A 12,528-nucleotide genomic window follows, 5' to 3' on the forward strand; every position below is an offset into this window, starting at 1 on the left:
CGCAAAGAAACGGCCTATGCCGCGGGGGCTGGGGCGGTGTCGTTCGGCAGCTGCGGAGGAGAGCCCTGGGTCCACACAACCCGCAGCGTTGCGCTGGAGATCCGCCACCCATCAGCCGTCCTGACCAGTTCAGAGTCGGCATGGCCGGCGGAGATGAAGATGCTCCCGGAGCCATCTGCCAAGACATGAGTGCTCAGCTGGGCGCCACGGACAGTGGCCTGGGCGCCGTTGATCTTGATGATGGCGTTGGTGCCCAGATGCACGGTTCGGTCGAACAACGACATTCCCCGCCGGACATGAGCCCGCAGGGCATCGCGCCCATGGACGGTGCCGATGGGCATCTCCGCGGTGACGTCTTCGGTATGGAACGCGCGAGCCCACTCTTCGTCGAAAACCCCGTCATCCAGAGAACGCAGGTAGCGGTCCATCAGGTCGGTGATCTCAGCGCGGTCGGTCAAGGCCTGCAACTGTCTCTGCATTTCTTCGGTGTCCATGCCGGAAGACTCCTCCCTCAAGCTGACTTGAGGTCAAGGAAGTTGCGCCGGATCCAACTGACCGAGCGTGTGGATCGGTCACCACGGTCAACCCGTCACAGGTGCCTTCGGTGACATCGGTGGCGGCCGTGCCTCACAAGCAGCAGATGTCCCGCAGTCACACGGACTGATGAACCCATGTGCCTCCCACAACAAGGGTCAGGTCAGGACCGCAGATAGTGATCTGTCGAAGGGCCGTGACGTGGGAGATGACGCGGGCCCCTCGATGTCGTCGACGTTTCGCGCAGCAGGATGGCGGGCACCGGGGTGCCTAGTTCCGGGCTGGCGTTGATCGCGACGATCGCGCGCTCCAGGCGGTGGTGCTCGGTCCGCTGTGAGTTTTTCCCGCTGGCTCGGGCCGGGGCGAAGCAGCCTGGTCGTCATATGGACGGCAGGCTGCTTGTCACGGTGCCTTTCGGTCCCTCACCTCGTTGGCCGGCCGCCGGCGGCCCGGGCGCGACGGCCGTACCGACATGGTGTGACAGTGCCGGTCACATGGACGTGCGTGCGTCGTCGGACCGGGACGGCGCGCGCAGGCCGTTCGTCACCAGGGCAGCTCTCCCTCGTCGTCGAAGAAGCGGCCTGTCGGTTCGTGGCCGTCCACGGTGGCCAGCCGGATCGCGGCGGCTGCGCCTTGCTGCGGAGTGCGCACTCCCCGGAAGCCGTTCAGGTCGGTCGCCGTGTAGCCAGGGCAGACGGCGTTGATCAGGATGTGCGTGTCGGCCAGTTCCTTGGCGTACTGCACGGTGACGGCGTTGAGGAACGTCTTCGACGGAGCGTATCCGATGGAGATGGGTCCCGTTTCGGCGCCAGGCGTGGTCTGGAGGCTGAGGGAGCCGACGCGGCTGGAGACGTTCACGATCCGCGGTGCCGGCGAGCGGCGCAGCAGCGGCAGCAGGGCGTTGGTGACGCGGATGACGCCGATCACGTTGGTCTCCACGGCCGCCCGTACCCGGTCCACGTCGACCGTGGTGGGCTCCTGCGGTATACCGCCGGTGATGCCGGCGTTGTTGACGAGCGCATCCAGCCGCCCGGTCCGTTCCTCGATCATCCGGGCCGCCGCGGTCACGCTCGCGTCGTCGGTTACGTCCAGCGGCACGCCGAACACGTCGGCGCCGGCCGCGCGGAGCTTGTCCACGGCGGCCTCGCGCCGTTCCTCGTTCCGCGCGCCGACCCCGACCGTCCAGCCGAGGGCGCCGAGTCCGGCGGCGATCTCGTACCCGATGCCCTTGTTGGCCCCGGTCACCAGCGCGACCTTGGGGTGGTTCACGGTGTTCGTCTCAGTCATGACACAGATGTTTCTCCCCCGCCGGGCAGGGCGTCCAAGACCGACTGGGTGGGCGGCGATACCGCCTGGGTATCACTCCTGGCCGGGCCGGTTAGGCTGGCGGGGTGGAGACACGAGAGCTGCGGTACTTCGTCGCGGTCGCCGAAGAGCTGCACTTCGGCCGGGCCGCGCAGCGGCTCGGAATCGCCCAGCCTCCGCTGTCACGGGCGATCGCCGGGCTCGAACGACGCCTGGGTGCCCCCCTGTTGGAGCGAGGCAGCCGGGGCGTCGCCCTGACGGAGTCCGGGGTGGTGCTGTTGCGGGAGGCGCGGGCGGCGCTGGACGCCGTCGAGGCCGCGGAACGACGCACCCGCCGGGCCGCACTCGCCGCGACGGGCCGCCCCGCCGTGGTCCTGGCCGCGAAGGCGGGCGCCTCCGACGAGCTGCTGGCCAAACTCCTCGACGCCTACGCCGCCGAGCCCGGCGCCGTCGCCGTCGACGTCGTGCTGTGCGGGCCGGGCGAGCAGGCTACGGTGCTGCGCACCGGCCGGGCCGACGTGGCCCTGCTGCACCGGCCCTTCGACGACACGGCCGGCTTCGACACCGAGGACCTGCACTGCGAGGGTCAGATCGCGATCCTCCCCGCGGGCCACCGCCTCAGCACCCGTCCTCATCTGCGGCTCGCCGAGGTCACCGCCATTGCCGACCTGCCCCTGCCCCGCTGGCCCCGCCCCGACGGCACCTTCCCGGACGGGCCCGGACCGCAGGTGCGCGACCACACGCAGCTCACCCAGCTCATCGCCCTCGGCCGGGCCTGTGCGGTCGTCCCGGAGTCGGGCGGCACCGGCCTGCGCGACGGCCTCACCGCCGTTCCGGTCACCGACGCCCCGCGCGTCACCACGGTGATCGCCTGGCCACCGCACAGTCGGTCAACGGCGGTCGCGGGACTGGTCCGCGCCGCCACCGCCCTGTGACCGACGGCGGTGAACGCCAGGAAACCGTGCCGGATTCCGGGGCCGGCGTCCTGTCCCCCGTCAGCTTCCGGCACACCGTGCGCTGGATAGTGGGAGATGTACGCAGTACCCGCGGCGTTCCTCGGAGCGCATGCGTAGCGTACGTATCGCGTACCTCATGCCTCGGCGCACACGAGACCTGCTGGCAGCCTGCTCAGCGCCGGGGTGCGCCAGCCGCAGCGGAGCCCCGGGACCGCAGGTGTCCCAGGGCTCCTGGCCCGCCTCGCTCGGCCGGCGCTGACGCCGCGGAGGTCAGGCCACAGACAAGACGATCTTCCCGGTGGTGCGTCCAAGCTCACCGATCTCGTGTGCCTTCGCGGCTTCGGCCAGCGGCAGAACGGTCTCGACCACCGGCTTCAGCGCGCCCCGTTCCGCCAGGGCGGCGATCTCGCGCAGGCCGAGGTGGTCGGGCTCGACCAGCATCCACACCGCGCGTACGTGGTCGGGGACGGCAGCCGGAACGTCGTCGGGGCCGGGCAGGGTGACCAGACGGCCGCCTGTCCGCAGCACCTTCAAGGACCGCTCGGCATTCTGGCCGCCGAGCCCGTCCAGCACCACATCGACGTCCCCGACGACGTCCTCGAAGCGGACCGTGCGGTAGTCGATCACCTCGTCCGCGCCCAGTTCCCGCAGCAGGTCGTGCTTGCCGGCGCTGGCGGTGCCGATGACGTGGGCACCGCGGGCCTTGGCGACCTGCACGGCGAGGTGGCCGACCCCGCCGGCCGCCGCGTGCACCAGCACCCGGTCGCCGGCGCGCACGCCGGCGGTGTCCACCAGCGCCTGCCAGGCGGTCAGCCCGGCCAGCGGCAGCGCCGCAGCCTCGACGTGCGTGAGGTTCGCCGGCTTGGGCGCGAGGTGGCGGGCCGGGGCGACGACGTACTCCGCGTACGCGCCGGCCTGCCGCGGGAACAGCGGCATGCCGTAGACCTCGTCCCCGGTTCGGAACATCCCCACCCCCGGGCCGACGGCCTCGACGGTGCCGGACACGTCCCAGCCGACCGCCGGCACGTCGCCCCACTCGATCAGGGCGCCACTGGCCCGGGTCTTGCAGTCCACCGGGTTCACTCCGGCCGCGTGGACCCGGACCAGGACCTCGTTCAGTCCGGGCTCGGGACGGACCGTCTCACGCTCGACGAGCGTTTCGGGTCCGCCCCACTGTTCCACGACCACCGCACGCATGCTGTCCGCCTCACTCTTTCCGTCTCGATCGGATGTGCCGTCCGGGATCTTCCCGGTGCGACGCAGTCCACGATCCGGTATCCGCGCCCTTCATGGTGTTGGCCGTCCGGCCACCATGTGACAGGATCTGGCCATGAGCGAGACGCAGTGGCCAGACACCGGCACCCACCCCTGCCGGGTCGACGACGCGCCGGAACCGCACCGCATCGCGGTCCTCGCCCTGCCCGGCGTCCCGCCCTTCGAGCTCGGTATTCCCTCCCGGGTCTTCGGCAGTGTCCTGGACCCGGGCGGACGCCCTCTGTACGAGGTCACCGTCTGTACCGCCGACGGCGCTCCCGTCCTCAGCGACGCCGGGTTCACCGTGCAGCCCGCAGCCGGTCCGGAGGCCCTGGCCGCCGCCGACACCGTGATCGTGCCGCCCACGCACGCCATGCCCGAACTGGGCCTCGGTGGTCCGCTGCCGCCCGCGGTGACCGCGGCCATCGCCCGGATTCGGCTCGGCACCCGCCTGGTGTCCATCTGCACCGGCTCCTACGTGCTGGCCGCGGCCGGGCTCCTCGACGGCCGGCCCGCCACCACCCACTGGAATCTCGCCCCCGAGTTCCGTCGCGCCTACCCCCACGTCAAGGTCGACGAGGACGTCCTCTTCGTCGACGACGGCGACGTCCTGACCTCCGCGGGCGTCGCCGCCGGCGTCGACCTGTGCCTGCACATGATCCGCCGTGACCATGGCGCCGCAGCCGCCAACCGCGCCGCCCGCATGTGCGTCGTGCCGCCCTGGCGGGACGGCGGACAGGCCCAGTACATCGACCGCCCGGTCCCCGAACCCACCGTCGCCACCACCACCGCCACCCGCGCCTGGGCCCTGGAACACCTGGGCGAGCCCCTCTCCCTCAACCGCCTTGCCGAACACGCCCGGATGAGCCTGCGCTCCTTCACCCGCCGCTTCCGCGACGAGGTCGGGATGACCCCGGTGCAGTGGCTCACCGCGCAACGCCTCGAACTGGCCAAACAGTTGCTGGAGACCACCGACCTGTCGATCGACCTGGTCGCCCACCGCTCCGGCTTCGGATCCGCGAACTCCCTGCGCGCCCACATGAGAACGGCCTTCGGTGTCTCACCCGCCGCCTACCGCCGCACCTTCAGCCCCCACGACCCCGTGGAAGCCCAGCTCTGACCGCGAGCAGACGGAGCGGCACCTACGACCTGGTGGTGCACCTGCCGGCCGACCTGCCGTTGCGGAGGGGCGCCGCTGACGCCGGGCGCCGGCGGGCGAGGTGCTGCCCACGCAATCATCCCCACGGGGTGCACTCCTCCACCGCCGGCGGAACGTTGGCAGCAATGTCCTCCCTATCTCCCCAGTATGGTCAGCCGCCAGGTCACACCGCCTGCTGAGCCGCTGCAGCTTCACCGCCGGCGTCACACCAGTGGCGTCCCCGTCGACGAACCTCATAGCTTGTGCACTCGTGACTGATGCTCCGCAGATGCGCCCGAAACCACACGGCCTCGGCCGGGTGTTCAACGAGGTGCCGGAGCTCTACGACCGGGTCCGGCCGGGATACCCTGACGAGCTGTTCGCAGACCTTGTCGCCGTCACCGGCACGGACGACGGATCGTCGGTGCTGGAGGTGGGCTGCGGCACCGGTCAGGCGACGCGCTCGCTGGCAGCACTCGGATGCTCGGTGACTGCCATCGAGCCAGGCGCAGACATGGCCGCACTCGCTCGCCAACGCATCGCATCCTTCCGCAACGTTGAGGTCGAAACGTCGACGTTCGAGGAGTGGGACGACCGTGGCCGACGCTTCGATGCTCTCGTGGCCGCGTCGTCGTGGCACTGGGTCGACCCGTCGATCGGCTGGCAGCGGGCGCACGACGTGCTCCGTCCCGGAGGCTGGATGGCGCTGCTCGGCCACGTCGTTGTCCACCGGCCGGGAGAGCCGGAGGTGTACGCCGAGACCGCCGATCTCCACGAGCAGTTCTGCCCCGGGAACCCCGACTGGGGTCACCCTCCCCTGGAGGACGACGTGCGTACCACCGACGAGGGCTGGGGCCTGGCCGACGATCCCGGAGGGCTGTTCGGCCCAACGGTCGTGCGCTGGTATCCGACCGTTCAGTGGTTCAACGGGGACGGCTTTGCCGATCACCTGCGCTCGTTGTCGCTGTACCGAAGGCTCGACCGCGAGGTCCGTGAACCCCTGCTCGACGCCGTGGCCGAGCGCATCCGCACCCGGATGGGCGACCGAGCATCACGCCGTTATCTGAGCGTCCTCCGTGTCGGACAGCGTTCCGGGTGAGCGCAGTGGTGAAGGACCTGCCGATTCAGCGGCAGCGGACCCACCGCACTGTCGTGGGACCGCGCCCGCGACGCCGCCTGGAAGCGGACTCTGGGTCGTCCGCTCCGGAACCACAACCGGTCATCGTCCGGACTCGGGTGAGGTATTCAGCGCACCACGTCTCACCGACCGGCCAGCGCGTGGGCTCGCATCGGCGCAGTCGAGCCTGTCCCCCGCGGGAGCTACGCCCGAGTTGGCTCTGTGTGGTGACGACTGCGCCCCGCACTCTCCGTAGCCTTGCACCTGGCCGCAGCGCTCGCGCCAGGCCGATGGCGAAGAGAGAAGAGCTCCGACCATGTCGCATGGTCATTCATCCATGTCCCGTAGAGGGGAACAACCGTGACGCAGGCAGCCAAGAGATTTCTCGTCGCAGCAGCGGCCACTGCAGGCTTGACGTTCGTGATGCCGACGACCCCCGCCTCCGCGGCCAACGAGACTTCTTGCGGAGATCCCACTCTCCCCCAGCGGACGGACCTCGCATGGGTGGAGACGAGCACCGGCAACCGCATGTGCTTCGCCAACGCCGGCAGCTTGAGGGTGTCTTTCAACGACGTCAGGAATTTCCACTCGGGCAACAACATCATCACATTCAGTTACATTATCGAGGAGAACGACTACTACACCGAGCGCACCTTGCGCAAATGGCAGGATTACACCATCGACTGGGGTCTGCACGCCCGCGTGTACAACGTGCGTATCTGCGGAGGCCTCGTGGACTGCCCGGTGAGTTGAGGCAGGGCTCGATGGGAGACACCTGGGCGATGCCGTTCGCGACGCAGTTCAGCAATGCCCTGATCGCGGACGACGAGGGTCCCTGTTTTCCACCTCGAGCCCAGTGGTGGCGAGCCGGATCGTTCAGTGCACCTTCGCCTGGCTCTGCCGTTCTGTGAACCGCGTGCGCGGCAACCGTTCCCTGACCAGAATCCCTCAAGAAGCAACAACGAAAAGGGTGCTCGTGAAACCGACAGTCAAAACCGCGGTCGTAGGAGCAGTCCTCGCGTCCATCACCGTACTGGCGGCTCCGGGAAACGCATCGGCTGATGACCCCAAAGAGGGGGGCGTCAGCCGCTGTTCAGCAGGTAAGGTCTGCCTCTTCGACGGCCACGACAATACCGGGGACGTCCTGCAGCTCGATCCGGTGGACACCCCCAACATCGGCTGGGCGTGGAACGACCGAGCCAGTTCGGTGTGGAACCGTAGCGACAAGTTCGTCTGTATCTGGACCGATGCCGACTACTACGGTTACTGGTTCAGCATCCCGCCGGGCGCGAAGCAGGAACTTCTGTTCGCCTACGACAATGCGGTGACCGCCCTCGGGTACGGTGGCTGCGGGGGCTGAGCCGGCTGGTTCTGAGGTTGGACTCGTGGTGTCGTAGGGGCTGACGGGTCGTCGTCCGTGCGGTATCACCGGGGCGTGCAGTAGCCACGAGGGAGCGGGCTGACGGCCGAGCGTCGGCAGGCTCGCGAGGAGTTACGGCTCAAGGCGGCTGGGGGTTCGCCCGGGACGAGGCGAGCTCGGTGATCGCCAAGGAGTTACGGGTCAGCGTCCGTTCAGTGCAGCGATGGCGGCGGATGCGGGACGAGGACGGTGCGTCGAGCAGTATGTCGGTGCTGCCCTGCCCGGTGGCTTCAGGGCGCCCGGCGGGCGTACGACGAGAGGCGGTCGGCGAGCGCGACGACGAGGCCGCGCAGTTCATCAGGGCGCTCGACGACGAACGGCCGGTCGAGCGAGGCGAGTACCGCAGGCAGCCAGTCGAGCCGCTGCGCCCGCAGTTCGACCCGCAGCCAGCGTTCGGCCGCCCGGTCCTCGCCGGCCGCGGGCTCGTGCTCCTCCAGGCTCGCGATGCCGACGGGGAGGTGGGCGCGGATCTGCTCAACTGTCCCGTGGATCCGCAGGGTCACCTCATGCCGGTACTCGGCGGCGGCGAGTCCTGACAACACGCGCTGTGCCGGGCCGGGGCCCACGGGCGCTTCGAACGAACCGGGCAGGGTCCTCGCGTCCGCGATGCGATCGAGCCGGAAGGTTCGGTCCTCGCCGACCTCGGCGTCCGTGCCCGTGACGTACCACCGGCCCGCGTGGGCGACGATCCCGTACGCGTGCAGTGTGCGTTCGCTGCGCCGTCCGTCGCGGTCGGTGTAGCGGATCGATACCGGCCGGCGGTGGCGCACCGCGTCGGCGATGGTGAGCAGCAGCCCGGCGTCCGGGTGATCCGACTCGCCGGGCTGATCCGTGAAGGCGAGAGCTTCCAGGAGGGTGTCGAGCCGGCGGGCGATGTGCTTGGGCAGCACCCGCCGGATCTTCGCTGACGCCGTCTCGTTTGCCGTGCGCTCCGTCGTCGTGAGCCCCGCCCGGCGGCCTGCGACCAGGCCGAGCAGCACGGCCAGCGCCTCGTCGTCACTGAGCATGAGCGGAGGCAAGCGGTACCCGGGAGACAGCCGGTACCCGCCGTAGCGGCCGCGCACCGACTCCACGGGCACGTCCAGGTCGGTCAACTGGCCCACGTACCGCCGCACCGTACGCCCTTGGACGCCGAGCCGGTCGGCGAGCTCGGCCACAGTCCGGGTGCCGCCCGACTGCAGCAGCTCCAGAAGTGTCAGCACGCGGCCGGTGGGTCGGGGCATGTTCGCAGCCTAACGCGGATACAGGACCGATTCTGTCCTCTATTTCTCCTAGCCTGCGACGTGCACGCCTCCGGAACAGTCAAGGAGATTCCCATGGACTTCGTCTCGATCCGCATCATCACCAGCGACGTCGCGCGCCTCGTCGACTTCTACGAGCGAGCCACAGGGACGCGGGCGACGTGGGCCACCGAGGACTTCGCCGAACTGAAGACCGCGGGCGCCGCCCTCGCGATCGCCGGCACCCGCACCGTCCCGCTGTTCGCCCCGGGCTCCGCCCGCCCGGCGGACAACCACAGCGTGATCACCGAGTTCCTCGTCGACGACGTGGACCGCGTTCACCAGAACCTGACCGGCTTCGTCACCGACTTTGTCACCGAGCCCACCACAATGCCCTGGGGCAACCGGTCCCTGCTGTTCCGCGACCCCGACGGCAACCTCGTCAACTTCTTCACCCCCGTCGCCCCGGCAGCGATCGAGAAGTTCGCACGCTGAGGCCATACTCATTCCGGATCCCCGGCCGAGCCGTACGCATCGCGTACGAGGGGCGCACGCGATGCGTAATTTGCGCGTAGGTCTCGGCGACGGCCATGGGCGGCCGCTGGCTCTGCGCGTCACCGCAGGCCAAGCGGGCGATGCGCCGGTCTCAAGGCCGTCATGGCTGCTAGCCGTTGAGTGGTGGGACGGGGCACATAAGCCATCCACGGTACGAGGCTCAGGTGGGCCGGAGGGCCGATGGGCCGGGTGGCGCTTCGGGCCGCGGGGTGCGGGGCCCGTCACGAGGTCCACCGAACTCGTCGATCTTCACGTACAGTTCGGCTGATGAGGGCGTTCCACGTTCTCGTTCGTCATACAACGAAAACGACGAAAACGACGCCTTCTCCGCGTCCGTGAAGAGGCGGACCCGCATGACAGACCGTGACGTCCTGGTGTTTCCGGAGGAGCGGGACCGCGTCGACAGCCTGCCCGCCGATCACCCGAGCGGCCTCCTGCTGCACGTCGCCGTCGACGCGCATCTCGACCATCCCGTAGCCCGCCCGGGGGGGCCGTCAGTCCTCCGGGAGCGCCGGGTCGGCTACGTCGGTCCGGCCCGGGCCATGCGCTTCCTCGGCCCCGCCGTGGAGGAGCTCCGTGACCCGGAGGACCCCTTCGGGCCGCTGATCACCCGAGAGAACAGATAGGAACCTCTGTGACAGGAAGATCCCCTCGTTCCGCCTGGATGACGGGAATAGTCACCGCCGGTGTCGTCGCCGGTCTGCTCGGCACCGCGATTCCCGCGAACGCGGTGGTCGGTGCCGCCGTCACCGACGCCTCGTACGCGTTCACCGCGAACCTGCACATCGGTGAGGGCGACCAGACACGAGCCTGCTCGGGCGCGCTCATCGACCCGCAGTGGGTCCTCACGGCCGCCGCGTGCTTCGCCGCCGACCCGGTGGCGGGCGGCACGGTTGCCGCGGGCGAGCCGGCCCTGAAGACGGTGGCGACCGTCGGGCGCAACGACCTCCTGGGCGCCAGCGGCCATGTCAGCGAGGTCGTCGAGCTGGTGCCGCGCGAGGGCACCGACCTCGTACTGGCCCGCCTCAACGCCCCGGCGGCCGGCGTCACCCCGGTCCCGCTGGCCGCCACGCCCGTGGCCCAGGGGGAGGTCCTGAAGGCGGCGGGCTTCGGCCGTACGAAGACCGAGTGGCGCCCCGACAAGCTGCACGCCGCCACGTTCGGTGTGGACGCCGTCACGAGCGGAGCCCTGTCCCTCTCGGGTGCCACCGCCGACGACGCGATCTGCGCGGGCGACACCGGCGGCCCGCTCCTGCGCCAGAAGTCCGGCGGCGGCTTGGAGCTGGTCGGCATCAACACCCGTTCCTGGCAGGGTGGCTGCTTCGGCTCGTCCGAGACGCGTACGGGCGCGCTGGCGACCCGCACGGACGGCATGCGCTTCGGCGCGGCCCTCGCGGCCGGCCAGACGCTCCGGGCGGGCGACGTCCTGGTGTCGGCCTCCGCCCGGGTGGCGATGCGCGCCGACGGCGACCTGGTCGTCTCGTCCGTCGCGGGCACGAGCCTGTGGTCCACGGGCACGGCCGGCAACGCGGGCGCGACGGCCCACTTCGGCGCGGACGGTGATCTCGTGGTCCGCGACGCCGCGGGCACCGCGACTCTGTGGCAGTCCGGCACCAGCGCGGCCGGCGGCAGAGCGGTCCTGCTGGACTCCGGCGACTTCGTCATCCGCGACGCGTCCGGTGCCGCCGTGTGGTCCAGCAACACCGCCGTCCGCGGCGACCTCGACCACGACGGCCGCAGCGACATGTCGGCCTGGTACGTCTTCCCGCAGGGCACGGACGCCACGTACAGCTTCTCCGGCAAGCCGGACGGCAGCCTCGGCGGCTACAAGAAGACGTACACCTCGGCCGTGGGCCAGTGGGGCGACGAGCACATGAAGCGCGCCACCGGCGACTTCAACGGTGACGGCCGCGCCGACTTCATGGCGATCCAGGGTTACGGCGACAGCAGCGTCAAGCTGTTCATCGCGCTCGGCAAGTCGGACGGCACCTACAGCGAGCCGAGCAAGGCGTGGGAGGTGGTCCCGAACCACGTCACCTTCCACGAGACCTACATGACGCCGCTGGCCGGCGACTTCAACGGCGACGGCTACGACGACGTGGCGATCTGGAACGTGGACAGGACCACGGGCGTCACCAAGCTGTGGACGCTGACGTCGAACGGCAACGGTGGTGTCGTGCGGCTGATCCCGTCCGAGTGGTCCGGCCCCAAGGGCACCTGGCTGGCCTCCCGCTCCAAGTTCGTGACCGGCGACTTCAACGGCGACGGCCGCGACGAGGTGGGCCTCCTCTACGGCCAGGGTGACAACAGCATCAAGACGTACGTCTTCCCCACCACGCCGGCCGGGGTCTTCACCACCCCGGCGACGTGGTGGACGGGCCCGGCGGCCACCACGTTCGACTGGAACCGCGCCCGCCCGCGCACCGGTGACTTCGACGGCGACAGCCGCGACGACCTGATGTTCTGGTACGACCACACCGACGGCACGGACACGGTCCAGACCCTTCTCTCCACGGGCACCGCCTTCGGCCCCACGCCGAAGCTCACCCTGAGCGGCCGCCTCGACATCTCGTCGATGCAGCTGGTGGTCGGCGACTACAACGGCGACGGCCGCGACGACCTCGGTGCCATGCACGGCGACTCGTCCACCGGCGTCGTCCGCCTGTGGACCTGGACGACCAAGCCCGACGCCACGTTCAACGGCGCCCTCCTGGGCTGGGAGTCCTCACCGAACAGCTTCGTGTACGGCCAGACGCACTTCATGCACCCGTACTACGTCTGACCTGCCCTCCCACACCCGCAGGCCCGGCGCGCTCCGACGGCCGGGCCTGCGGCCGTCCCGGAAGCGCCAACCATGTCGACGGGCCGGCCGGCGCCGACTACGCGTCCGGCGCGGTGTCAGTGATCAACACGGCTACCGAGCAAGTGGTCGACACCTTCGCGGCCGGCGACGGCCCCGTCGGGGTGGCGATCCTGAATGCGGCGCAAGGCGGCGGGCACTGCACGAAGCCCCAGAAGGGCCCCTGCCG

Annotated in this window: 12 protein-coding genes and 1 pseudogene; 9 read left to right on the forward strand and 4 right to left on the reverse strand. The window is 70.1% G+C overall.

Features of this window, described 5'->3' with window-relative positions; genetic code table 11:
- Nucleotides 1–14: 14 nt before the first annotated feature.
- Both ACGF3H_RS29250 and ACGF3H_RS29255 read right to left on the reverse strand, forming a co-directional pair.
- On the reverse strand, nt 15–494 hold the full coding sequence (locus ACGF3H_RS29250; RefSeq protein ID WP_362498695.1) for a nuclear transport factor 2 family protein: 480 nt from the start codon (nt 492–494) through the stop codon (nt 15–17).
- A 583-nt stretch (nt 495–1,077) separates the two neighbouring features.
- The gene (locus ACGF3H_RS29255; protein WP_362498697.1) at nt 1,078–1,821 is read right to left on the reverse strand and encodes an SDR family oxidoreductase; all 744 of its coding nucleotides are present in this window, start codon (nt 1,819–1,821) and stop codon (nt 1,078–1,080) included.
- A gap of 104 nt (nt 1,822–1,925) precedes the next feature.
- On the opposite strand from ACGF3H_RS29255, the gene ACGF3H_RS29260 reads away from it, so the two are divergent.
- On the forward strand, nt 1,926–2,774 hold the full coding sequence (locus ACGF3H_RS29260) for a LysR family transcriptional regulator (RefSeq protein ID WP_362498700.1): 849 nt from the start codon (nt 1,926–1,928) through the stop codon (nt 2,772–2,774).
- A gap of 291 nt (nt 2,775–3,065) precedes the next feature.
- Here the strand turns inward: ACGF3H_RS29260 and ACGF3H_RS29265 are convergent, their stop codons facing one another.
- Entirely contained in the window at nt 3,066–3,992 is a 927-nt protein-coding gene (locus tag ACGF3H_RS29265; RefSeq protein ID WP_362498703.1) for an NADP-dependent oxidoreductase, read from the reverse strand.
- A 133-nt stretch (nt 3,993–4,125) separates the two neighbouring features.
- On the opposite strand from ACGF3H_RS29265, the gene ACGF3H_RS29270 reads away from it, so the two are divergent.
- The 4 genes from ACGF3H_RS29270 (at nt 4,126) to ACGF3H_RS29285 (ending at nt 7,664) form a co-directional block, all read left to right on the forward strand.
- Complete coding sequence (locus ACGF3H_RS29270; RefSeq protein WP_362498706.1) at nt 4,126–5,169, forward strand: helix-turn-helix domain-containing protein; 1,044 nt, start codon at nt 4,126–4,128, stop codon at nt 5,167–5,169.
- Between the two features lie 289 nt (nt 5,170–5,458).
- Nucleotides 5,459–6,286, forward strand: coding sequence for a methyltransferase domain-containing protein (locus ACGF3H_RS29275; RefSeq protein WP_362498709.1), 828 nt, complete (start codon nt 5,459–5,461; stop codon nt 6,284–6,286).
- A 378-nt stretch (nt 6,287–6,664) separates the two neighbouring features.
- Nucleotides 6,665–7,057 carry a beta/gamma crystallin domain-containing protein gene (locus tag ACGF3H_RS29280; RefSeq protein ID WP_362498712.1) on the forward strand — a complete coding sequence of 131 codons (393 nt, stop codon included), beginning with the start codon at nt 6,665–6,667 and terminating at the stop codon, nt 7,055–7,057.
- A 163-nt stretch (nt 7,058–7,220) separates the two neighbouring features.
- Nucleotides 7,221–7,664, forward strand: a complete 444-nt coding sequence (locus tag ACGF3H_RS29285) for a peptidase inhibitor family I36 protein (protein ID WP_362498715.1) — start codon at nt 7,221–7,223, stop codon at nt 7,662–7,664.
- A gap of 290 nt (nt 7,665–7,954) precedes the next feature.
- On the opposite strand, the gene ACGF3H_RS29290 is transcribed toward ACGF3H_RS29285, so the two are convergent.
- A complete protein-coding gene (locus ACGF3H_RS29290; protein WP_362498718.1) occupies nt 7,955–8,947 on the reverse strand; it encodes a YafY family protein in 993 nt (330 codons plus the stop codon).
- A gap of 93 nt (nt 8,948–9,040) precedes the next feature.
- Between ACGF3H_RS29290 and ACGF3H_RS29295 the strand changes: the two genes are divergently transcribed.
- From ACGF3H_RS29295 to ACGF3H_RS29310, 4 genes and pseudogenes are all read left to right on the forward strand, one after another.
- Nucleotides 9,041–9,439 (forward strand): VOC family protein, encoded by a 399-nt coding sequence (locus ACGF3H_RS29295; protein ID WP_362498721.1) that lies wholly within the window; start codon nt 9,041–9,043, stop codon nt 9,437–9,439.
- Nucleotides 9,440–9,494: 55 nt separating this feature from the next.
- Nucleotides 9,495–9,587, forward strand: a pseudogene (locus ACGF3H_RS29300) (IS5/IS1182 family transposase); the annotation flags it as partial.
- A gap of 265 nt (nt 9,588–9,852) precedes the next feature.
- On the forward strand, nt 9,853–10,125 hold the full coding sequence (locus tag ACGF3H_RS29305) for a hypothetical protein (RefSeq protein ID WP_362498723.1): 273 nt from the start codon (nt 9,853–9,855) through the stop codon (nt 10,123–10,125).
- 38 nt (nt 10,126–10,163) lie between these two features.
- Nucleotides 10,164–12,281, forward strand: a complete 2,118-nt coding sequence (locus ACGF3H_RS29310) for an FG-GAP-like repeat-containing protein (RefSeq protein WP_362498726.1) — start codon at nt 10,164–10,166, stop codon at nt 12,279–12,281.
- Nucleotides 12,282–12,528 lie beyond the last annotated feature (247 nt).

Origin of the sequence: Streptomyces sp. NPDC048185 (genome assembly GCF_043202495.1) — a bacterium.
GTDB lineage: Bacteria > Actinomycetota > Actinomycetes > Streptomycetales > Streptomycetaceae > Streptomyces.

Bases quoted from the DNA above. Each gene is read 5' to 3' on its own strand.
- ACGF3H_RS29250 (WP_362498695.1), bottom strand. From the start codon at position 494: ATGGACACCGAAGAAATGCAGAGACAGTTGCAGGCCTTGACCGACCGC.
- ACGF3H_RS29255 (WP_362498697.1), bottom strand. From the start codon at position 1,821: ATGACTGAGACGAACACCGTGAACCACCCCAAGGTCGCGCTGGTGACC.
- ACGF3H_RS29265 (WP_362498703.1), bottom strand. From the start codon at position 3,992: ATGCGTGCGGTGGTCGTGGAACAGTGGGGCGGACCCGAAACGCTCGTC.
- ACGF3H_RS29270 (WP_362498706.1), top strand. From the start codon at position 4,126: ATGAGCGAGACGCAGTGGCCAGACACCGGCACCCACCCCTGCCGGGTC.
- ACGF3H_RS29290 (WP_362498718.1), bottom strand. From the start codon at position 8,947: ATGCCCCGACCCACCGGCCGCGTGCTGACACTTCTGGAGCTGCTGCAG.
- ACGF3H_RS29295 (WP_362498721.1), top strand. From the start codon at position 9,041: ATGGACTTCGTCTCGATCCGCATCATCACCAGCGACGTCGCGCGCCTC.
- ACGF3H_RS29305 (WP_362498723.1), top strand. From the start codon at position 9,853: ATGACAGACCGTGACGTCCTGGTGTTTCCGGAGGAGCGGGACCGCGTC.
- ACGF3H_RS29310 (WP_362498726.1), top strand. From the start codon at position 10,164: ATGACGGGAATAGTCACCGCCGGTGTCGTCGCCGGTCTGCTCGGCACC.